Genomic DNA, 19831 nt, shown 5'->3' with positions numbered 1-19831 from the left:
GTGCAATTGAGGCTCCAAACGCCTGAGGGACATTCAAATGAGGGTGGTAAAAAGCGGCTGGTTCAGAGGCGCAGCCGCTTGTGTTCGCCCATGAAGGGCGTTGTATGCGTGGCCAAGCCATAGGCGAACTTGAGGCCGGCAATAAATTTGTTGTCGCTGTCCCAATATTCCACCATTTCGGGCGTCACGATGATGGCGACGATGGATGGATCTTCAGGCCCGTTCGGCCAGAACAATTGCGCACCCGCACTCCAGCATTCGCGGATCAGGGCGCGGTCATGTTCGATTTCAGCAGTGCCTTCGACAGAGACGTAAGTGCCGCCATCAGAATAGGCGAGGTTCACATGCCGGTTGCGCATGATCTCATTGTCCTTGTCGAGATGCGAATCCGTCAGCATGACGATGTCGCCATATTCAGGCCGCGCCATGGCAGACATCGGCCGCGACCGGATCGAATTTCCTGAAAGTGTGGAAAGCATGCAGACATCAAGCTTGCTGATCAGCCTCCAGACTTTTTTCTCCTGATCTTCCATGATTTAGCCTTTCTCAAGTCCTGCAAGCCAACAGCAAATGGGCCTCGCCGACAGCCTGTCAGAACCTAACGTGCGCGGGCGCAATTAGTTCCAGCCGGAACATGGCGATAAGCGTGATGAGAATGGCTCTGGAAGAGTGCAGGAGAGGGCACAGGCGGAGCTGTGTGCAGCGAAGACTACTCTTCGCCTCTGCTCTTCGTCACGCCTGGGCTAATCATGCCAAAGCTGGAAGACTTCTCGCCGGAGCCTGCGAAGTTCACGCCTTCCGCGGCAAGGCCCAAGCGCAAAAGCTCGCGCACGGCCGCAGCGCGGCTGGGCATGCGCCGAGAAAAGCGCCAGTTATCCAGCGCCTGAAGCTCGTCGGCGGAAAGCATGATTTGCAACCGCTCAACGCGATCTTTTTCACCAGACATGAACTTGCCCCGTTAGTTGGCTGAAAATTAGTCTATTGAGTAAGTAGTGTTAAATACACAATACAAGGCCATAACGCTAATAATGGCTATTTAGTTCCTTGAGGCCGCATCTTCAATGGATGCACTCACTCCCTTACATAAAATTGCTAAGTAAATGAAATAATTAAATAATTTGCATCTGCGGACAAATCGGCGTAGGTTTTTGTTAATGTTTCCCAACAGGGAAGGAAAATCCAGATGACACAGTTACATACGTCGGAAATCCTGAAGCACATTCACGACTGCTTTGCTGAAATGAAGCACACATCGCGCGTGGCAGACGCTGGCGAGATCCTCACCAGCCTGCGCACCCGCTATCCGGACGAGAGCATTTCGATCGAGGACATTGGCAAATTCCTGTTCTCGGCCGCGTCCATCCACGACATGGGCCTGATTCTGCCGGGTCGCCAGGAACAAACCACCCTCAAGGCTGCTGAATAAGCTTGCGGACGCCCAGCCTGCCGCAATTGCAGGCTGGAAGTTTTTGTGCCTAATCTCTCTCAGTTGAATGGATCAACCGGGAGGACCTCATGAAGACATTCAAAAGCCAACTCATCATTTGCGCAGCAGCAATGGCCCTCATGGCAGGTGCCGCCCAAGCCGGCGGAACTTGGAACCGCGGCGAAAACAGCGATATCCAGTCGCTCGATCCGCACAAGACCTCCACCGTTGAAGAACATAACATCCTGGTGGACCTGTTCACCGGGCTGATCATGCCCGATGCCAGCGCCACCGCCTCGCCGGGTGCTGCCGAAAGCTGGACCGTTTCTCCCGATGGCAAGGTCTATACATTCAAGCTCCGCAAGGATGACATGTGGTCAGACGGAACGCCTGTGAAGGCCAGCGATTTCGTCTTCTCTTGGCGCCGCCTTCTCGATCCGGCCACCGGTGCTGAATATGCCTCCATGGCGTTCCCCATTCTCAATGCTGAAGACATCAATGGCGGCAAGAAAAAGGGTGAAGAACTGGGCGTAAAAGCCATTGATGACACCACGCTGGAAGTCACCCTCAAAGGCCCCACGCCCTATTTCCTCGAAATGCTCACCCATCACGCCATGTTCCCGGTGAGCGAAGCCAACGTGACCAAATTCGGCAATGATTTCGTGAAGCCTGGTAATCTGGTGTCCAACGGTGCTTTCACGCTGGCCGAAAATGTGCCGGGCGATCACACCAAGCTGGTCAAGAACCCGAAGTTCTTCGATGCCGCCTCAGTGCAGCTTGATGCCGTTAATTACATCCCGACGGAAGATCGTGCTGCTGGCCTGAAGCGCTACAAGGCCGGCGAAGTCGATTACATGGATGACTTCCCCGGCGAGCAGCTGGACGAGATGAAGAAGGATCTGGGCGACCAGGTTCACATGACGCCGGAACTGGGCACCTATTACTATATCTTCAAGGCCCAGAAAGCGCCGTGGAACAATGTAGAATTGCGCAACGCCATTTCGATGGTGATTGACCGCGACCAGCTGGCCGAAAAAGTCTGGAAGAATTCCATGTTGCCCGGCTGGTCTTTGGTACCTCCGGGCGTGAAGGGTTACACCACGGTGACCATGGACTATTCCACCATGAGCCAGCTGGACCGTGAAGATGCTGCGAAGAAAGTTTTCGACAAGCTGGGCATTTCACCCGAGCATCCGCAGAAGGTGGAGATCCGTTACAACACCTCTGAAAATCACAAGAACACCGCAGTGGCCATTCAGGAGATGCTGAAGCCCTGGGGCTTTGACGTCACCTTCGTCACCACCGATGGCAAAACGCATTACAGCTATCTTGAACAGAAGGGCGATTTTGACATTGCTCGCGCCGGCTGGATCGCCGACTTCAAGGACCCGGTCACTTTCCTCAATCTGGGCCACACCGGTGACGGCAACAATTACGGCGAATATTCCAGCAAGGAATATGACGCGCTGCTTGATCAGGCCTCCACGGAAGCCGATCCTGCCAAGCGGATGGATGAGCTCTCCAAGGCAGAAGCGATCCTGATCAAGGATCAACCACTCCTACCGCTGCTCACTTACGCCAACCACAACCTCGTCTCACCCAAGCTCCACGGCTACGTGGACAATGTGATGGACGTTCATCCGTCGAGGTTTGTGAGCAAGGACTGAGGTTATCTTGCCTCGCTTAGACGCAACGACGCCTTCTCTCGCTTGCGGGGGAAGGCGGAACGACGTGACCTGAAATGCTCCGCTACACCTTCCGCCGCCTGCTCACTGCCATCCCGACGTTATTCCTGATCGTCACTATCTCCTTCTTCCTTATGCATGTGGCCCCCGGCGGGCCGTTTGACATGGAGAAGGGCATCCCGCCCGAGATCAAGAAAAACATCGAGCGGGTGTTTCATCTCGACTTGCCTGTATGGCAGCAATATCTCGAATATCTCTGGAACCTTGCACATGGCGATCTCGGCCCCAGCTATGTGCTGCTGAATTTCTCAGTGGCGGAACTTTTCCGCATCGCTTTGCCGATTTCTGCGTGGATCGGTTTCTGGGCCATGGTTTTCGCGCTGGTGCTGGGCACGGTGCTGGGTGTCATCGCCGCCCTGCGTCAGAACCGCTGGATTGACTATGTGGTTATCGCCATCGCCACTTTTGGTTCCACCTTGCCCACCTATGTCACAGCCCCGGTCTATCAAATCATCTTCGGCGTGTTGCTACGATTGACACCCGTGGGCGGCTGGGGCGATGGCTCGTTCAAACACGCCATCGGGCCGATCATCATTCTGGGCTTGCCGCAACTCGCCATCGTGGCGCGGCTGATGCGCGGCTCTATGATTGAATCCTTGAGCGCCAATCATATCCGTACCGCGCGGGCCATGGGCCTTTCGGAATACGCCGTGATTGTTCGTCACGCTTTGCGCGGCGCGATCCTTCCCGTGGTCTCCTATGCCGGGCCGGCCATGGCACAGCTGATCACCGGTTCGATCATCATTGAATCCATTTTCCAGATTCCCGGCGTGGGCCGCTACTTCATTGATGGCGCGCTGAACCGCGATTACACGCTGGTGATGGGCACGGTGGTGATGATCGCTGTTTTCACCATCATCTTCAATTTCATTGTCGATCTGCTGTATGCGGTGATTGATCCGCGGGTGCGCTATGAGTGAGGCATTGAAGGGCCGCTCGCTCTGGGTCGATGCCTGGCGCCGCCTGAAACAGAACAAGGCGGCCATGGTCAGCCTGGCCTATATGGTGCTGGTTGCGGTGCTGTGTGTCGTGGTGCCCAACATCACTGGGCATGAATTCACCACGCAATACAAAGCCTATTACCGCGTGCATCCCAGCCTCGAATCTTACCCTAAGAAAGAAACGCTGGATGGCGAGATCATCAGCGTGGCCAAGCGCGCCAAGCTTGATCTGAAGGAATGGCATGAGAAGGATGGCCGCTTCTATGTCACCGTCGCCTCAGACAAGCCGATTGACGAGCGGGTGACGCGCTATCTCGACCGTTCGGATTCCTTCCAGAACGCCAAGCTGGAAGAAAAATCTGCAGACGGTTTGACCCTCACAATGAGTGCCGTAGCCAAGCTGAAACATTTCTATTTCGGCACCGATGCACTGGGCCGCGATCTCTTAACCCGCGTCTTCATGGCAGGCCGCATCTCACTGATCATCGGCATGCTGGCGGGTTTCGTGGCGGTTGTCATCGGCACCATCTATGGCTCGGTCTCCGGCTTCTTCGGCGGGCGCGTGGATGAACTGATGATGCGCGTGGTCGATATTCTTTACGCGCTGCCTTTCACGCTGTTCGTGATCATGCTGGTCGTGTTCTTCGGGCGCAATTTCATGTTCATGTTTATCGCCATCGGTGCTGTGCTTTGGCTCGACATGAGTCGCATCGTGCGCGGGCAAACCCTGTCGCTGAAACGGCAGGAATATGTGCAGGCCGCCGAAGCCTTGGGCGTCGGCACGCTCGGCATCCTGCGCCGCCACATCATCCCCAACATGCTGGGGCCGATTGTGATTTATCTCACGCTGCTGGTGCCGCAGGTGATCATTCTCGAAAGCTTCCTTTCGTTCCTCGGTCTGGGCGTGCAGGAGCCGATGTCGAGCTGGGGTGTGGAAATTGCCGAGGGCGCCGCCAATATGGAAGTGGCACCCTATCTGCTCTTCATCCCAACTTTCTTCCTGTCCTCCACGCTCTTCGCGCTGAATTTCATCGGCGATGGTCTGCGTGACGCGCTGGACCCGAAGGACCGCTAGATGAAAGCACTTCTCGACATCCAGAACCTCACTGTCGGCTTCAAAACCGCTGATGGCACAGTTGAAGCCGTGAAGGGCGCAAACTTCACGGTGAATGCAGGTGAGACCGTGGCGATTGTCGGTGAATCCGGCTCCGGCAAAAGCCAGAGCATGATGGCGGTCATGGGCCTGCTGCCGCGCAACGGCATCACCGGCGGCACCGCCACTTATGACGGCCGCAATCTTCTGGCGCTGACCAAGAGCCAGCTAAACGCCATCCGTGGCCGCAAGATCGCGATGATTTTTCAGGAGCCGATGACTTCGCTCGATCCGCTCTATTCGATCGGCGATCAATTGATGGAGCCCTTGCGCGCCCACAGCAAGCTCTCGCCGAAAGAGGCCCATGCCCGCGCGCTGGAAGCGCTGCAACTGGTGAAGATCAATGATCCTGAACGGCGCATGCGTTCCTACCCGCATGAACTCTCCGGCGGCCAGCGCCAGCGGGTGATGATCGCCATGGCGCTCGCGAACAATCCCGATCTGCTGATCGCCGATGAGCCGACCACGGCGCTTGATGTGACCATCCAGGCCGAAATCCTTGATCTGCTCGCTTCGTTGCAGAAGAAGCTCGGCATGGGGCTGATTTTCATCACCCATGATCTGGGCATCGTGAAGCGTATCGCCCACCGCGTCTATGTGATGCGCAAGGGCGAGGTGGTAGAGGAGGGTGACACCAAGGCCATCTTCGCCAAGCCCCAGCACGATTACACCAAGGCGCTGCTGGCCGCCGAGCCTTCGGGTCACAAGGCACCCGTACCGTCCTCCGCACCCATCGTTTTGTCCGGCAATGACGTCAAAGTCAGCTTCCGGCTCGGTGGTGGCTTTTTAGGTGGCGTGCCGCTGGTGATCAACGCGGTGGACAAGGTGTCAGTCGCTTTGCGCCAGGGGCAGACCATCGGCATTGTGGGTGAATCCGGTTCTGGCAAATCCACTTTGGCCCGCGCGCTGCTGCGCCTCTTGCCATCGCAGGGCCGCGTGGTGTTTCTGGGCCGCGATATTGCGAAGCTCGACAAGCAGGCCATGCGCCCCTTGCGCAAGGAATTGCAGGTGGTGTTTCAGGATCCTTACGGCTCGCTCTCGCCACGCCTGACGGCGGGGCAGATCGTGACTGAAGGTTTGCTGGTGCATGAGCCCGGCATTGGCGCCGCAGAGCGTGACAAGCGCGCCATCAAAGCCTTTGAGGAAGTGCAGATTGATCCGGCTTTGCGCAATCGCTATCCGCATGAATTTTCCGGTGGCCAGCGCCAGCGCCTCGCCATCGCACGCGCCATCATCCTGAAGCCGAAGGTGCTCGTGCTGGATGAGCCGACCTCAGCACTTGACCGGCATGTGCAAACGCAGATTGTTGAGCTGCTACGCAACCTGCAGCAGGCGCATGGCCTTTCCTATTTGTTTATCAGCCACGACCTCGCTGTGGTACGCGCGATCGCCGATTATGTGATCGTGATGCGCAACGGCGTGGTGGTGGAGCAGGGCCTCACCGACGACGTGATGAACCACCCGATGGAAAATTATACGCGGCTGCTGATGGAAGCCGCCTTCAAGACGTGAAGCGCCGCGGCGAGAAGGCCGCCGCCTCATCCGAATTCTTGCCGCCCACAATCATCTCCTTCACCAGCCGCCCGGTGATCGCCCCCAGCGTCATCCCAATATGGCCATGACCAAAGGCGTAGATTACGGATGGATGCTTGGACGATGGCCCGATGACCGGCAGTGAATCCGGCAGCGATGGCCGGAAGCCCAGCCAGGTCGAAGCGACCGGCCCCAGCTGCGGAAACACCGCCCGCACGCGCTTCTCGATGTAAGCAAGCCGCTTTTCATTTTGAGGCGCAACCAGCCCGCCCAGTTCCACCGTGCCCGCAGCGCGCAATCGTCCCGTGAGCGGTGTGAGATAGAATCCAAATTCAATCGGGCTCACGGGCCGGTTCAGCAGTGGCGTCTCACAGGCAAATTCGAGGTGATAGCCACGCTCGGTTTCCAGCGGAAAGTCATCTCCGATCCTCTGCGCCAGTGGCTTCGACCAAGCGCCCGCAGACAATACCACCTTGCGCGCAGTGACAGAAAATCCATTGCCCTCCACCCGCACCCGTCCGTCATCCAAAGGTGCAATGCCGGTCACGCTCGCTTGATGCAGAACTCCACCGCGTTTGACCACGGCTGACATAAGAGTCTGGGTCAAAGTCGCAGGATCATCGATGTGCTTGGCATCTGGAAAATAAATACCACCACCTTTCATCGGTGGAAGCTGCGGTTCCAGTTTCGCCACCTCGGCCTCGTTCAGAACTTCCAGCTGCGTCCCATGCGCCGCCCTCAAGCGCGCCGGCCAACCGGTCAGCACCGTGGGATCAGGCTGGTGATAGGCATAGAGGCATCCCTTGGTGTGAAACAGCTGCGCAACACCCGCATCCGCCGCCAGTTGCTGCCATTCCGGCACAGCCCCTTTCAGCAGCGTGGCAATATGCGCCGCATTTGCCCGCGTGCGGCCCGGCGTGCATTCGCGGGCAAAGCGCATCAGCCACGGCAACAGCTGCGGCAGCGCGCTCCACCGCATCGCCAACGGGCTATCGGCACTGAACAGTAGGCCGGGCAGCGAAGAGATAATATCGGGGTGGCCCACCGGTGTAACTGCATAGGGTGCCAGAGTGCAGGCATTGCCGAAGGATGTGCCACCGCCCGCGCCGCGCGGATCAATCAGCATCACCTCGCGCCCCTCACGAGCCAGATGAAACGCCGTGGCCAAGCCAATGATGCCGGCACCGATGATCACGGTTTCAACTTCAGTTTTCATCCGGCCGTTCTATCACTTGCCGGAGCCGGCGAGCAGCCCTGAGATCAGATATTTGTTGAGGAAAATCACCAGCAAGCAGGGCACAAAAATCGCCACGGTGCCGGATGCCATGATCAGGCCGTAGTCGATGAAATTCTTGCCCACAAATTCCGGGATCATCACGGTGAGCGGCTTGGTGGCCTTGGGCGAGAACACCAGCGGCACCAGAAACTGCCCCCATGCACCTAGGAATGTGAGAATGGCCGCCGCCGTTAATCCGGGTGCGGCCAGCGGCGTGATGATCTCGGCAAGGATGCGGATATGGCCCGCGCCATCCATCCGCGCCGCCTCTTCCAGCGAGCGCGGCAGAATGTCGAGAATACCTTTCAGAAGCCACAGGCACAGTGGCAGGAAGGCGGTGACATAGATCAGCGTAACACCGAGATAGGCATCAATCTGGTGCAGGCTCACCATGATGCGGAAGAGAGGAATGAGAACCGCATAACCCGGAATAGCCAACGTGCCGACCACCAGATAGAAAATAATCTGCCGCCCCGGAAATTCCAGCCGCGTGAACGCATAGGCACCCATCAGCGAGAACAGCACGCAAAGGATTGTCGCCCCACCTGATGTGATGATGCTGTTGAGCAGCGCCAGCTTGAACTGGTTGGCCGTGTTCACGCCTCCAATCGTGTTGGCGGTGATGCCGAACAGCCGCGCATAGTGATCCAGCGTCAAATGCCACGGATAAAAGTGGATCGGCCGCATATTGAAATCCATCGCGGGCGTCAGACTGGTGGCCAGCGTCCAATAGATCGGCACCAGCGACCAAAGCAGCAGCAAGCCCACGCCCAACCAAACAACAATCCGGTGAGACCACGCGCTCTGCATCAATCAAGCCTCGTATTCTTGTGGATGCGCATCACATAACCCAGCGACACCAGCAGCGACACAGCAGTCACCATCAAAGACAGCGCCATGCCATAGGAGAAGTGAAATTTACGGAAGGCCTCCAGATAAATCTGAATCAGGATCGGCCGCGTCTCAACGCTGTTGCGCGCAAGCACAATCGCTTCGTCAAACAGGTTGAAGGCGGCGACCGTCGCATTGGTCATCGCCACGGCAATGGCACCGCGCGTCAGCGGTAGCGTGATCGTGCGGAACATGCCAAAGCGTGATGATCCATCCATGCGAGCCGCTTCATAAAGCTCGCCAGGAATGCCCTGCATCGCCGCCAGCACGATCACGATGGTCAGCGGCATCATCCGCCAGACATGAACCAGCGTGATCAGCAGCAGCGCCAATGTGCTGTTATTGAACCAGACGAAATCTTCGAACGGCAACCCCATCGCCGTCAGCGCCCCATTCAGCAGGCCCGGCCCCGGCGCATAAATCCATTCCCAAATGACGGCACTCACCACCGGGGGCAAGGCCCAGGGCAGCACGATCGCCGCCAGCACCCATTGCCGCCCACGCTTCACCTGGTTGATCAGCGCCGCAGCGAGAACGCCAAACACGGTTTCCAGAAACACCGCCAGCAAGACATATTTGAACGTGTTGAACCACGAACGGCCCACTTCAGCATCGTCGAACACCCGCGTGTAATTGGCAATCCCGACAAACGGCGTGCCCTGCTGCAACGGGTCCACCCGGTGCAAACTGTCCCAGAAGGTGGCCAGCAGCGGGTAGAACACCAGGCTGCCCATGGTGAGGATGATCGGCAGAATAAGAAAGAAGCCCAACATGGCGTCGGGATATTTTCCAACGCCAAGGGGCTTCGAAGTCGGGGAGGAGATAATGTGAACAGTCACTGTTTCTTAGCTTCAACCACGGCGTCTGCAATCCGCTTCATGGCATCATCAATCGAAATCTCGCCCTTGGCTACAGAGTTGATCGAGGTGTTCACCGCCAGTGAGAATTGCGGATACCATGTTGGCGCCCCAGCCGGGAAAAGTGGTTCAACGGTCGGTGCTTGCGCGACCAAAGCTTCGCCGCTGATCAGCTTGCCGTCTTTCTGCAAATCGGCCAGCGCTGATGTGCGGGTGGGTAACACGCCGTTGGAATAATTGTGGATCTGGAATTCCTTCGCCGTCATCCACTTCACGAATTCCTTTGCTGCGTCCTGGTTGGGCGAAGACTTCGGAATGCCAAGCCCTTCCAGCAGGCCGAAGCTGCGCGTCGTGCCGCTGGCGGTGGCAACCGGAATGGCCGCCACTTGGCCCGCCACGGTGGATTGCTTCGGATCGGAATATTGGCCCAGGCGGCCAGGCTCGCCGCTGATCATGATGCTGGTCAGGCCCTTCGCAAACACCGTGTCATTGATGTCGCTGTCTTTCAGGCCGGTCGAAGCCGGGTCAACCAGGCCGTCTTTCAGCAGCTGCATTTCAAACGCCATCGCCTTGTAACCGGCGGAGTCCTTGGCGGTGAATAACGGATTCATGTCCTTGTCAAAGAGATCGCCGCCGAACGCCTTGGTCAGCAGATACCAGCTGGTCGATGCGCCTTCGGTGGCCGAAAGCGGCAGGCCAATCGGATATTTGGTGATGCCCTTGTCCTTGATTGCCTTGGCAGCGGCCACAAGTTCATCGAGTGTCTTCGGGATCGCCTTCACGCCAGCATCATCGAAATGCTTCTTGTTGATCAGCATCACGCGGAAGTCATTGGTGTAAGGCACGGCGAGAAGCTGGCCATTGATGTTGAACAGCGCCGAACCCTTCACGTCTTCCTGGGTTTCCTTGCTCACCACATCATTCAGCGGCACATACCAGCCGGCGGCAGCAAACTGCCCTGTCCACGACCAGTCAAACTCGGTCACATCGGCAGGTGCTGTCCCGGCCAGCAATGCGGTTGAAACCTTGACCGATACATCGTCCCAGCTCGCCGTCTGCAGGTCGAGCTTGATGCCGGTGGCCTTCTCGAAATCAGCCGCCATATTGGCATCCTGCGGCGAGGGCAGCAGCACAGTGATTGATTGCCCGGCAAATGGCTTGTCATCGGCAAAGGCCCCATGCGCCACGCCCAGCAACAGGGCGGCAGTGACAAAGGCCAAACGTGATCGGTTGAATTTCATCTTCTCTCTCCTGTTGTGCCGCGCGTAGGCGGCTGAATCCTGTGCTTCTGCGAGCAACTTAAGGAAGAAGGCTATCGCTCGGAAAACCGATTTTCTTGCCGCTTTCGCCGGAACCTTTCTGCTTTTTGAGCGGAATTTCCGGAAAATTTTGGCGCAGGCATCATGCCGAAGCTTGACCGCGCGGCGCGTTCAACCGATGCTCAAAGCCTCATCACCCTGCTGAGGAATGTGCCGTGCCAGCCAAGATCAATGCGGAAAGCTTCTTCGATTTCGAGCCGATGGGCAAGCGGTTGGAAGATCTGGAAACCCCGGTGCCGATCATCGATTTCGATATCATGCTGGCCAATCTGGTGAAATGGCAGGCGCATTGCGACAAGCTCGGCATCGCCAGCCGCCCGCATATCAAGACGCATAAACTCGCTTCAGTTGCGCGTCTGCAAATCGCACTCGGCGCAAAAGGCATCTGCGTGCAGAAACTGGGCGAGGCCGAAGTGATGGCCGATGCCGGCATCAGGGACCAGTTGCTCACTTTCAACGTTCTGGGCCGCGCCAAGCAGGAGCGCTTGGCAAAATTGATGAATCGCACTGATATTGCGGTAGTGGCAGACAGCGTAGAAGTGATCGAGAGCCTAGCCCTCGCCGCCAAGCTCGGCGGGCGCAAACTCGAAGTCCTGGTCGAATGCGATACCGGCATGGGCCGCAATGGCGTGCAATCGCCGGCCGCCGCCGTGGCATTGGCCGAGCGAATTGAAAACACCGCCGGCCTCACCTTCGGCGGCCTGATGACCTATCCGCCCGCCTTCAAGCGCAAGGAAGTGGCGGCCTTTATCGCTGAAGCCAAGCAGGGCCTCAGCAAATCCGGCTTGCCTTGCCCGCGCGTCAGCTCCGGTGGCTCCAAGGACCTGTGGGATGAAAGCGGTCTCGAAGAAGTGACCGAATATCGCGTGGGCACCAACATCTATAATGACCGCACGCAAGTGGCCGTGGGCGCTTACACCTTTGCCGATTGTGCAGAGACTGTTCTCGCTACGGTGGTCAGCACGCCCACGCCGGAGCGCGCGCTGATCGACGCAGGTTCCAAAGCTCTCACCAGCGATCTCTCGCCACTGCCGGGATACGGCGTGGTGCAGGATCTGAACATGATCCCGGTTTATGCCTTGAATGAAGAACATGGCTATCTCGACACAAGCACCAGCCCGCGCCCGCTGAAAGTGGGCGAGCAAGTGCGTATCACCATGAATCACGTCTGCCCGGTCAACAACCTGTTCGACAAGGTGGTCTTCGTGCGGGGCAACGAAGTGCTGGGTGCTGTGAAAGTCGATGCAAGAGGAAAAGTGCAATGACACCTGAAGAACGCCTGCAGCAACTGGGTCTGGTTCTGCCCAAGCCGCCCGTGCCGGTGGCAACTTACGTGCCTTGGCGTTTCGCCGGGCCGTTCCTCTATCTCTCAGGGCAGGGCCCGAAGCTGCCGGAGGGAACTTATAGTGTCGGCCGCCTCGGCCTCACTGCGGATATAGCACAGGGCTATGCCGATGCCCGCACCACCGGCCTGCAATTGCTGGCCACCGCCAAGGCCGCACTCGGTGAATTATCGCGCATCGAGGCGGTGGTGAAATTGCTTGGCATGGTCAATGCCGAGCCGGATTTTTCCGATCACCCCAAAGTCATCAATGGCTGTTCCGATCTCTTCGTCGAAGTGCTGGGCGAGGCCGGCAAACACGCGCGCTCCGCCGTGGGCGTGGGCTCATTGCCAAACCGGATGACGGTAGAGATCGAAGCGATCTTCCTGATAAAAGCGTGACCAGCAAAAGTGGACGCCGGTTTTGCGTCCGGTCACGCGCCACTTTAATTATGACCTGAAGCGGCGGCGATAATCCTTCGGCGTGCAGCCCACCTGCCGCTGAAACGCGTCGTAGAAGCGGGTGAGTGAACCATGCCCGCTTTCATAAGCCACTTCGATGATTGCCATGTCGGTATCGGCCAGCAGCTTCAGCGCATGGTTCAAACGGCGCTGCCGCAAATATTGCGCAATCGATTGCCCCAGCACTTTGCGGAATGTTGCGGTGGCGCTGCTCGGATGCAGCCCGCTCACTTTTGCAACATCCGAAACATCAATCGGATTCATGAAATCGCTGTTGATGAAACTGGTCATCACCTGCACGCGCGCGATGGTGCGCTTGTCGGCAATATGCGCCGTGTCGCGCTTGTGATCCGGCTCCTTCGCGCGCTTCACCTTGTCGGCGCGGCAAGCATTCAACGCCAGCCTGCGCACACGCAGCCGCGCTTCATCGCGCAGCAGGTTGGTCAGCTGCTCTTCGTCACTTTCCCATTCCTGCGCCCAACGCGTCACAGTGGTCACGTCCGTCGGATCAGTCTTGTCGCAAGTCATCACATGCCCGGCCAGAAGCTCATCGCGGAACTCACTCGACACAACGAGTGAAAGAAAATCCGCGAACGGCACATAGACACAAACCAGCTTCGTCTCATCCAGCGCCGAAATCACTTGATGCGGCACCGCGGCCCAGAAGCAATAAATGCCGCCCTCATGCAGATCCACCTGCTTGCCATTGATCAGGTAAGTCATGCCGCCTTTGATAATGACGTTCAGCTCCACATGATCATGCCAATGCGCCTCCGGCATCGGCTCAACCATATGGGTTTCAGCCAGAAAAGATTGCGGCTGCAAGAAGCGGTTGCCGGTTTCGGCGGGGTCAAGCTGGGGCATCGAAGGCCACCTCAACACACTCAAAAACAGGAATCAACAGGGTGTTTTCAGCAAGAATTATCGGAAAACCAGTGGCAAACAGTTTTCACCCGAAATTTCCAGGTGTTTTATCCATGGCCAAGATTTGTCTCGTTGGTGCCGGCAGCACGGTGTTTGCCCGCAATATTCTGAGCGATGTTCTCAGCAATGATGAACTCGCCAGCAGCGAGATTTCGCTTTTCGACATTGATGAAACGCGCCTGTCCACTTCAACCATCATGGCGCAACGCATCTGCCAGACGCTCGGCATCCCCGCCAAAGTCACCGCCACCACCAATCGCGCTGATGCGCTCAACGGCGCCGACTTCGTGATCCTGATGATGCAGGTCGGCGGCTACAAGCCCGCCACGGTAACGGACTTTGCCGTGCCAAAAAAATTTGGCGTGCGCCAGACCATTGCCGATACGCTGGGCATAGGCGGCATCTTCCGCGCGCTGCGCACCATCCCTGTGGTCTTCGATATCGCGAAGGACATGGAGCAGCACTGCCCCAAAGCGTTGATGATGAATTATGTGAACCCCATGGCGATGATCTCCTGGGCGATGGCGGACAAGTTTCCGCACATCCGCTATGTGGGCCTGTGCCATTCGGTGCAGGACACATCGCAATTCCTCGCGCGCACGCTGGGTGAAGACATCGCCAATATCGATTTCAACTGCGCGGGCCTCAATCACGTGGCCTTCTTCACCAAATTCGAAAAGCGCCTGCCCGATGGCGCGCGCGAAGATCTTTATCCGCGCCTGCGCAAGCTGGCTGCGGATGGCGTGTTCCCGCCCAAGGAAGCCGTGCGCTTTGAAGTGCTAAAACGCTTCGGTCATTTTGTCACTGAAAGCTCCGAGCATTTCTCCGAATACACGCCTTGGTTCATCAAGCGCGGGCGCGAGGACCTGATTGAGAAATTCCAGGTGCCGCTGGATGAATATATCACCCGCTGCGAAAACCAGATTGCGGGTTGGCACAATCTGAAGAAAGAATTGGAACAATCGAACGAACCACTCGAAGTGACCAAGAGCCGCGAATATGCCGCCGCCATCATCCATTCCTGCGTCACAGGTGCTCCTAGCGTGATTTACGGCAATGTGCGCAATGACGGCCTGATCGAAAACCTGCCCGATGCCGCCGCCGTTGAAGTGGCCTGCCATGTGGACCGCAACGGCATCCAGCCCATCCGCGTCGGCAAAGTGCCGGTGCAACTGGCCGCTATCATGCGCAGCAATATCAATGTGCAGGAATTGGTGGTCGAAGCGGTGAAGACTGGCAAGCGCGACCACATCTATCACGCCGCCGCGATGGACCCGCACACGGCAGCCGAATTGTCGCTGCCCGAAATCGCCGCGATGGTAGATGAGATGATCGCGGCGCATGGCAACCTGTTGCCGCAGTTTTCGGGTGTGCAGGCGTGAGTGATTTTCGTTTGACCGGCAAGGTGGCTCTTGTCACCGGCAGCCAACGTGGCATCGGCCTCGGCATCGTCAAGGAACTGGCCAGCGCCGGCGCGCAAGTGCTGCTCACCGGCATTGTGACTGATGAAGGCGAGAAAGCCGCCAAGACTTTGCAAGGGCAGGGGCTCAACGTCCGCTTCCGCCATATGGATACAACTGACGAAGGCCAAGTCAGCGCCACCATGCAGGATCTGGTGAGCGAGTTCGGCTCTTTCGACATAGCCGTGGCCAATGCCGCCATCTATCCCAATACCAGCATTGCAGAAATCTCGGCGCAGGAATGGGACGATGTGATGCGGGTCAATCTGCGCGGCGCCTTCACGCTAGCCAAATGCGCCTTCACCCATTTCAAGCGCCAGCAATCAGGCCGGGTGATTTTTCTGTCTTCGATCACCGGCCCGCGCGTGTCGTCGCCCGGCTATGCCCATTACGCCACCACCAAGGCCGGCGTGCTGGGCTTTATGCGCACAGCGGCTCTCGAATGGGCACCATGGAACATTACGCTCAACGCAGTGGAGCCCGGCAACATCCTCACCGAAGGCGTGCTCGAACATCAGCCGCAAAGCTTTGTGGAAGCCCAGCGCGCCGCCGTACCCTTGCGCCGCCTCGGCACGCCGCAGGACATTGCCAATGCCGTGCGCTTCCTTGCATCGGATGAGGCGGGCTATATAACAGGCCAGACATTGGTGATTGATGGAGGCCAGACCTTGCCGGAAATGTCCACCGCCATCCTGCCGGGCGCCTGACCCATGGCGGAAGTGCGCGCCGAAAGTCTGGTCAAAAATTTCGGCGCCGTGCAAGTGCTGCGCGATGTGAGCCTTGAAGCCAAGGAAGGCGAATTTGTTGCGCTGGTCGGCCCCTCAGGCTGCGGCAAGTCCACGCTGCTGCGCTGCATCGCCGGCCTTGAAGAAGTGCAGGGCGGCCTGATCCATATCGGCGGTCGCGTGGTGAACAATCTGGAACCCAAAGAGCGCGACGCTGCGATGGTGTTCCAGAATTACGCGCTCTATCCGCATATGACGGTGCGGCAGAATATGGGCTATTCGCTCAAGCTGCGCGGCCACAAACCGGCGGAGATCAAGCCGCGCGTGGAAGAGGCCGCACAAATTCTGGGCCTCACTGATTATCTGGAACGCCACCCGCGCCAGCTCTCCGGTGGCCAGCGCCAGCGCGTGGCCATGGGCCGCGCCATCGTGCGCAAGCCTTCGGTGTTTCTGTTTGATGAGCCGCTCTCCAATCTCGATGCGGCTTTGCGCGTGCAGATGCGCGCTGAAATCCGCAGCCTGCACAAGCGCCTCGGCGTCACTTCAATCTATGTCACCCATGACCAGATCGAAGCCATGACGATGGCCGACAAGATCGTGGTGATGCGCAACGGCAAGGTGGAGCAGGTCGGCGCACCGCTCGAACTCTATGAGCGCCCGGCCAACACGTTCGTCGCCACCTTCATCGGCTCACCCGCCATGAACCTGCTGGAAGGCGAATGGGCGGATGACTGGTTCGTTGCTAAAACCGGAGAGACCATCGCACTGCCCGGCGGTTCAGCAGGTCGCAAAATCCATCTCGGCATCCGTCCCGAACATCTGGCTCTCGCGCCCTCAAGCGAGAACGCGATGATCTCGGGGACCGTGCTGCAGGCTGAATGCACCGGGGCCACCAGCTATGCTGCCGTGAAAGCGCTGGGCACCGTGTTGCAATTGGCTTTGCCCGGAACCATTCCCTTCACAGCTGGTCAACCCTTGCACCTCACCGCCGCACCACACAGCCTGCATGTTTTTGATTTTGACACTGGTGCCCGCCTCGTTCGCTAGGAATTCACATGCAGCATTCCGCCGTCTTGTATGTGCCATAAAAAGATGTGAAGGGAGGGCATGACATTTCAAGGCGCATGCGTGGTGATGGGGGTAACATGCTGCGGCAAGACCTCCGTGGGCGAAGCGCTGGCTGAAAAGCTTGATGTGAAGTGGTTCGTCGAGGGCGACAAGCTGCACCCAAAGGCCAATATCGCCAAGATGTCCGCCGGCATTCCACTCACTGATACGGATCGCTGGCCTTGGCTGGAGGAAGTCGGCAAGGCGCTGGCTGGCACCGAAGGCAAGATTGCATCCTGCTCCGCCCTGAAGCGCTCTTACCGCGAGCATATTGCCAAGGCGGCGGGCCGTCCGGTGGCCTTCGTGTTTCTCGATGGCAGCCGCGACGTGCTGCAAGAGCGGATCAATGCCCGCAAAAACCATTTCATGCCGCCCTCACTGCTCGACAGCCAGCTCAAGACGCTTGAACCGCCAGCAGCCGATGAATGGTCATTGCGCGTCGATATCGCGCTGCCGCTGACTGAACAGGTGCTGGAGGCTGCGGATTGGCTGGAAGCCGGGCTCGAATTTTACCCGCCCTGGTAAGTCACCCGCCAGATATTGCCGCTGCCATCTTCACTGAAGAACAGTGATCCATCCGGTGCCACGGCTATACCCACCGGCCGACCCCAGACTTCTTTGTCGCTCTTGACGAAGCCGGTGATGAAATCCTGATACTCCCCCGTCGGCTTGCCATCTCTGAACAGCAACCGCACGATTTTGTAGCCGGTGCGCGTGGCCCGGTTCCATGATCCATGCAGAGTGACAAAGGCATCGCCCTTGTATTCAGCCGGAAACGCGCTGCCCTCGTAGAAGGCAATATTCAGCGGCGCTGAATGCGCCTGGATCAGCACATCGCCGATACTGACCTTGCCCTTCAGATCAGGCCGCTCGCTGTCGGGCCGGGTGTCCTGATGGTCGCCCGTATAATACCAGGGCCAGCCGAAATACGCGCCTTGGGGAACATGCGTGGCATATTCAAAGGGCAGATTATCGCCCAACCCATCGCGCTCGTTCACCACGCACCATAAATCCGCATTGGCTGGCTGGATGGTAATGCCCGCACAATTGCGCAGGCCTGTGGCCCAGATTTGCCGGTTCTGCCCGTCGGGTGAAAAGGCCAGCACATTGGCGCGCCCCGCTTCAGCACCCCAGGCGGCACCCAGCGGCTGATTCTTGATCCAGCTTTCAAGTCCATCTTCTGGCGTGGCGGGCATGTCGGAAGCCACATTTCCGCTGGAGCCAACGCTCACATAGAGCAGCTTGCCATCAGGCGAGAAGGCAATGTCGCGCGTCCAGTGGCCCGAGGCCGGGATGCCCGAGATAATCTGCTTGGGCGCTGCGGTGGCGGCCACATCGCCGCTTTTGTAGGAAAACCGCACCACGCCATCGGCATTGGCCACATAGACAAAAGCCGGCTCCGGCCCCGGCGGATAAAAGGCGATGCCGTAAGGTCGGTTCAGGCCCTTGGCATAGATTGATGCGGTCGGCGCTTTGTCTAGCCCGTCACCGAAATGATACATCCGGATCTGGTTGTCTTTGCTATCGGCCACGAACAGGTCGCCATTGGGTGCGAAGCGGATGACGCGTGGGCTGAAGCCAGAAGCGACAAGGCTTGCCGTGAAACCTTCCGGCAGTTTCAAAGTGGCACCCTCGGGCATCGGCACCAGCTTGGCCGGGTTGCTGGCCGATGTATCCGCCGCAGGTGCAGGCACATCTTCCGCCCGAATATGGCGTGTCACTCCCGGCGCGTCCGCCTTCCAGTCGCCAAAGGCCGCAGGCCCGGTCAGCGTATCCGCCAAGGCCGGGCTGGCAAGCGCGAGCAAGATAATGGTGCAAAGCCTCAGCATGGCAGCCTCCCGAAACATCAACAGCATTATCACTTGATCCGGTTGGTGAAATAAAGGCAGACTGATATAACAGATCAATTCGCGCACCAAGACGCAACAGAATCAAAGGAGAGACCCCCATGAACGCCCCCATCCAGAAAGCATCCTTCAACCGGATGCAGGAACTGATGTCCACCTCGCCGGTGCCATCGATTTCCACCGAATTGCTGGCCACAGCCGATGGCGAGTTGAACCGTGAGCTGAATGCCTTCCTGTTCGATCCGCCGTCAAACACGAGCCTGCTCAAAGGCAAGAAAATCGCCATCTGTTGCACCAATGGCGTCGAGGAGGTGGAAATCCTTGGTGCCCAGCGCTGGCTCAGCGAGCATGGAGCAACCGTGCATGTCGTCTCGCCGCGCATTGGCGATTTCCACCCCACCCTTGGCCTGCGCTTTCCGCCGCTCACCAAGACTCATGTTCTGGCCATCCGCCTGATGGAAAATGCCGGCTGGTTGAAGATCGATTGCTACACAGATGAGGCCAAGGCTGAAAACTATGACGCCGTGATCCTGCCCGGCGGCTGCTGGAACCCCGATGCTTTGCGCATGGATGATCATGCCAAGGCTTTCGTCACCGCCATGCATGCCAAGGGCAAGCCCACCTGCGCCATCTGCCACGGCCAATGGGTGCTGGTGAGCGCCGATTTGCTCAAGGGTAAGAAAGCCACCGCCGTGTGGAACATCCAGGTCGATCTGAAAAATGCCGGCGCCACTGTGTTGGATGAGCCTTGCGTGGTGGACGGTAACCTGATCACCGCCCGCTTCCCCTATGACCTGCCGCGCATGGTGAAGGCACTCACCGAACAGCTCCTGAAATAGAGGCA

Annotated in this window: 20 protein-coding genes; 12 read left to right on the top strand and 8 right to left on the bottom strand. The window is 58.1% G+C overall.

The window, feature by feature from the left end:
* Positions 1-62: 62 nt before the first annotated feature.
* Entirely contained in the window at positions 63-533 is a 471-nt protein-coding gene (locus F8B91_RS08725; RefSeq protein ID WP_196503321.1) for a pyridoxamine 5'-phosphate oxidase family protein, read from the bottom strand.
* A 176-nt stretch (positions 534-709) separates the two neighbouring features.
* Positions 710-946 carry a hypothetical protein gene (locus F8B91_RS08720; protein WP_196503320.1) on the bottom strand — a complete coding sequence of 79 codons (237 nt, stop codon included), beginning with the start codon at positions 944-946 and terminating at the stop codon, positions 710-712.
* 237 nt (positions 947-1183) lie between these two features.
* Between F8B91_RS08720 and F8B91_RS08715 the strand changes: the two genes are divergently transcribed.
* The 5 genes from F8B91_RS08715 (at position 1184) to F8B91_RS08695 (ending at position 6777) form a co-directional block, all read left to right on the top strand.
* Positions 1184-1426, top strand: coding sequence for a hypothetical protein (locus tag F8B91_RS08715; protein ID WP_196503319.1), 243 nt, complete (start codon positions 1184-1186; stop codon positions 1424-1426).
* Between the two features lie 89 nt (positions 1427-1515).
* Positions 1516-3093 (top strand): peptide ABC transporter substrate-binding protein, encoded by a 1578-nt coding sequence (locus tag F8B91_RS08710; protein ID WP_196503318.1) that lies wholly within the window; start codon positions 1516-1518, stop codon positions 3091-3093.
* Positions 3094-3167: 74 nt separating this feature from the next.
* Positions 3168-4091 (top strand): ABC transporter permease, encoded by a 924-nt coding sequence (locus F8B91_RS08705; protein ID WP_196503317.1) that lies wholly within the window; start codon positions 3168-3170, stop codon positions 4089-4091.
* Positions 4084-5187: an ABC transporter permease gene (locus tag F8B91_RS08700; RefSeq protein ID WP_196503316.1), complete on the top strand. Its 1104-nt coding sequence runs from the start codon at positions 4084-4086 to the stop codon at positions 5185-5187. Before F8B91_RS08705 ends, F8B91_RS08700 begins: the two co-directional genes overlap by 8 nt.
* A complete protein-coding gene (locus F8B91_RS08695; protein WP_196503315.1) occupies positions 5188-6777 on the top strand; it encodes an ABC transporter ATP-binding protein in 1590 nt (529 codons plus the stop codon).
* On the opposite strand, the gene F8B91_RS08690 is transcribed toward F8B91_RS08695, so the two are convergent.
* The 4 genes from F8B91_RS08690 to F8B91_RS08675 all read right to left on the bottom strand — a co-directional run bounded on the left by F8B91_RS08690 (position 6767) and on the right by F8B91_RS08675 (position 11063).
* The gene (locus tag F8B91_RS08690) at positions 6767-8014 is read right to left on the bottom strand and encodes an NAD(P)/FAD-dependent oxidoreductase (protein WP_196503314.1); all 1248 of its coding nucleotides are present in this window, start codon (positions 8012-8014) and stop codon (positions 6767-6769) included. The genes F8B91_RS08695 and F8B91_RS08690 overlap by 11 nt on opposite strands.
* A 12-nt stretch (positions 8015-8026) precedes the next feature.
* The gene (locus tag F8B91_RS08685; RefSeq protein ID WP_210324346.1) at positions 8027-8884 is read right to left on the bottom strand and encodes a carbohydrate ABC transporter permease; all 858 of its coding nucleotides are present in this window, start codon (positions 8882-8884) and stop codon (positions 8027-8029) included.
* The gene (locus tag F8B91_RS08680) at positions 8884-9738 is read right to left on the bottom strand and encodes a carbohydrate ABC transporter permease (RefSeq protein ID WP_196503313.1); all 855 of its coding nucleotides are present in this window, start codon (positions 9736-9738) and stop codon (positions 8884-8886) included. Before F8B91_RS08680 ends, F8B91_RS08685 begins: the two co-directional genes overlap by 1 nt.
* Before the next feature lie 62 nt (positions 9739-9800).
* Positions 9801-11063: an ABC transporter substrate-binding protein gene (locus tag F8B91_RS08675; protein WP_196503312.1), complete on the bottom strand. Its 1263-nt coding sequence runs from the start codon at positions 11061-11063 to the stop codon at positions 9801-9803.
* Positions 11064-11341: 278 nt separating this feature from the next.
* Here F8B91_RS08675 and F8B91_RS08670 point away from each other — a divergent pair, with 278 nt between their 5' ends.
* Together F8B91_RS08670 and F8B91_RS08665 are read left to right on the top strand one after the other, a co-directional pair.
* On the top strand, positions 11342-12406 hold the full coding sequence (locus F8B91_RS08670) for an alanine racemase (RefSeq protein ID WP_196503946.1): 1065 nt from the start codon (positions 11342-11344) through the stop codon (positions 12404-12406).
* Positions 12403-12864 carry a RidA family protein gene (locus tag F8B91_RS08665; protein WP_196503311.1) on the top strand — a complete coding sequence of 154 codons (462 nt, stop codon included), beginning with the start codon at positions 12403-12405 and terminating at the stop codon, positions 12862-12864. Before F8B91_RS08670 ends, F8B91_RS08665 begins: the two co-directional genes overlap by 4 nt.
* 48 nt (positions 12865-12912) lie before the next feature.
* Here F8B91_RS08665 and F8B91_RS08660 read toward each other — a convergent pair whose 3' ends face one another.
* A complete protein-coding gene (locus F8B91_RS08660) occupies positions 12913-13788 on the bottom strand; it encodes a helix-turn-helix domain-containing protein (protein ID WP_196503310.1) in 876 nt (291 codons plus the stop codon).
* A gap of 113 nt (positions 13789-13901) precedes the next feature.
* Between F8B91_RS08660 and F8B91_RS08655 the strand changes: the two genes are divergently transcribed.
* The 4 genes from F8B91_RS08655 to F8B91_RS08640 are packed head-to-tail and all read left to right on the top strand — an operon-like array spanning position 13902 to position 17665.
* The gene (locus tag F8B91_RS08655; RefSeq protein ID WP_196503309.1) at positions 13902-15230 is read left to right on the top strand and encodes an alpha-glucosidase/alpha-galactosidase; all 1329 of its coding nucleotides are present in this window, start codon (positions 13902-13904) and stop codon (positions 15228-15230) included.
* The gene (locus tag F8B91_RS08650; RefSeq protein WP_196503308.1) at positions 15227-16015 is read left to right on the top strand and encodes an SDR family oxidoreductase; all 789 of its coding nucleotides are present in this window, start codon (positions 15227-15229) and stop codon (positions 16013-16015) included. Before F8B91_RS08655 ends, F8B91_RS08650 begins: the two co-directional genes overlap by 4 nt.
* A 3-nt stretch (positions 16016-16018) precedes the next feature.
* Positions 16019-17080, top strand: a complete 1062-nt coding sequence (locus F8B91_RS08645) for an ABC transporter ATP-binding protein (protein WP_196503307.1) — start codon at positions 16019-16021, stop codon at positions 17078-17080.
* A gap of 60 nt (positions 17081-17140) precedes the next feature.
* On the top strand, positions 17141-17665 hold the full coding sequence (locus F8B91_RS08640; protein WP_246714999.1) for a gluconokinase: 525 nt from the start codon (positions 17141-17143) through the stop codon (positions 17663-17665).
* On the opposite strand, the gene F8B91_RS08635 is transcribed toward F8B91_RS08640, so the two are convergent.
* Positions 17650-18969, bottom strand: coding sequence for a PQQ-dependent sugar dehydrogenase (locus F8B91_RS08635; protein ID WP_246714998.1), 1320 nt, complete (start codon positions 18967-18969; stop codon positions 17650-17652). The two genes, F8B91_RS08640 and F8B91_RS08635, sit on opposite strands and share 16 nt — an antisense overlap.
* A 119-nt stretch (positions 18970-19088) precedes the next feature.
* Between F8B91_RS08635 and F8B91_RS08630 the strand changes: the two genes are divergently transcribed.
* On the top strand, positions 19089-19826 hold the full coding sequence (locus F8B91_RS08630; protein ID WP_196503306.1) for a type 1 glutamine amidotransferase domain-containing protein: 738 nt from the start codon (positions 19089-19091) through the stop codon (positions 19824-19826).
* The last annotated feature ends 5 nt before the right edge of the window (positions 19827-19831 follow it).

Source organism: Aestuariivirga litoralis, from assembly GCF_015714715.1.
GTDB lineage: Bacteria > Pseudomonadota > Alphaproteobacteria > Rhizobiales > Aestuariivirgaceae > Aestuariivirga > Aestuariivirga litoralis_A.
Note: the sequence above shows the minus strand (reverse complement) of the source record. Positions and strands in the feature narration are given on the sequence as shown.

Excerpts from the sequence above, each read along its gene's own strand:
- F8B91_RS08645 (WP_196503307.1), top strand. The coding sequence starts at position 16,019 with ATGGCGGAAGTGCGCGCCGAAAGTCTGGTCAAAAATTTCGGCGCCGTG.
- F8B91_RS08700 (WP_196503316.1), top strand. The coding sequence starts at position 4,084 with ATGAGTGAGGCATTGAAGGGCCGCTCGCTCTGGGTCGATGCCTGGCGC.
- F8B91_RS08635 (WP_246714998.1), bottom strand. The coding sequence starts at position 18,969 with ATGCTGAGGCTTTGCACCATTATCTTGCTCGCGCTTGCCAGCCCGGCC.
- F8B91_RS08685 (WP_210324346.1), bottom strand. The coding sequence starts at position 8,884 with ATGCAGAGCGCGTGGTCTCACCGGATTGTTGTTTGGTTGGGCGTGGGC.
- F8B91_RS08725 (WP_196503321.1), bottom strand. The coding sequence starts at position 533 with ATGGAAGATCAGGAGAAAAAAGTCTGGAGGCTGATCAGCAAGCTTGAT.
- F8B91_RS08675 (WP_196503312.1), bottom strand. The coding sequence starts at position 11,063 with ATGAAATTCAACCGATCACGTTTGGCCTTTGTCACTGCCGCCCTGTTG.
- F8B91_RS08665 (WP_196503311.1), top strand. The coding sequence starts at position 12,403 with ATGACACCTGAAGAACGCCTGCAGCAACTGGGTCTGGTTCTGCCCAAG.
- F8B91_RS08680 (WP_196503313.1), bottom strand. The coding sequence starts at position 9,738 with ATGTTGGGCTTCTTTCTTATTCTGCCGATCATCCTCACCATGGGCAGC.
- F8B91_RS08705 (WP_196503317.1), top strand. The coding sequence starts at position 3,168 with ATGCTCCGCTACACCTTCCGCCGCCTGCTCACTGCCATCCCGACGTTA.
- F8B91_RS08720 (WP_196503320.1), bottom strand. The coding sequence starts at position 946 with ATGTCTGGTGAAAAAGATCGCGTTGAGCGGTTGCAAATCATGCTTTCC.
- F8B91_RS08710 (WP_196503318.1), top strand. The coding sequence starts at position 1,516 with ATGAAGACATTCAAAAGCCAACTCATCATTTGCGCAGCAGCAATGGCC.
- F8B91_RS08715 (WP_196503319.1), top strand. The coding sequence starts at position 1,184 with ATGACACAGTTACATACGTCGGAAATCCTGAAGCACATTCACGACTGC.
- F8B91_RS08690 (WP_196503314.1), bottom strand. The coding sequence starts at position 8,014 with ATGAAAACTGAAGTTGAAACCGTGATCATCGGTGCCGGCATCATTGGC.
- F8B91_RS08640 (WP_246714999.1), top strand. The coding sequence starts at position 17,141 with ATGACATTTCAAGGCGCATGCGTGGTGATGGGGGTAACATGCTGCGGC.
- F8B91_RS08630 (WP_196503306.1), top strand. The coding sequence starts at position 19,089 with ATGAACGCCCCCATCCAGAAAGCATCCTTCAACCGGATGCAGGAACTG.
- F8B91_RS08695 (WP_196503315.1), top strand. The coding sequence starts at position 5,188 with ATGAAAGCACTTCTCGACATCCAGAACCTCACTGTCGGCTTCAAAACC.
- F8B91_RS08660 (WP_196503310.1), bottom strand. The coding sequence starts at position 13,788 with ATGCCCCAGCTTGACCCCGCCGAAACCGGCAACCGCTTCTTGCAGCCG.
- F8B91_RS08670 (WP_196503946.1), top strand. The coding sequence starts at position 11,342 with ATGGGCAAGCGGTTGGAAGATCTGGAAACCCCGGTGCCGATCATCGAT.
- F8B91_RS08655 (WP_196503309.1), top strand. The coding sequence starts at position 13,902 with ATGGCCAAGATTTGTCTCGTTGGTGCCGGCAGCACGGTGTTTGCCCGC.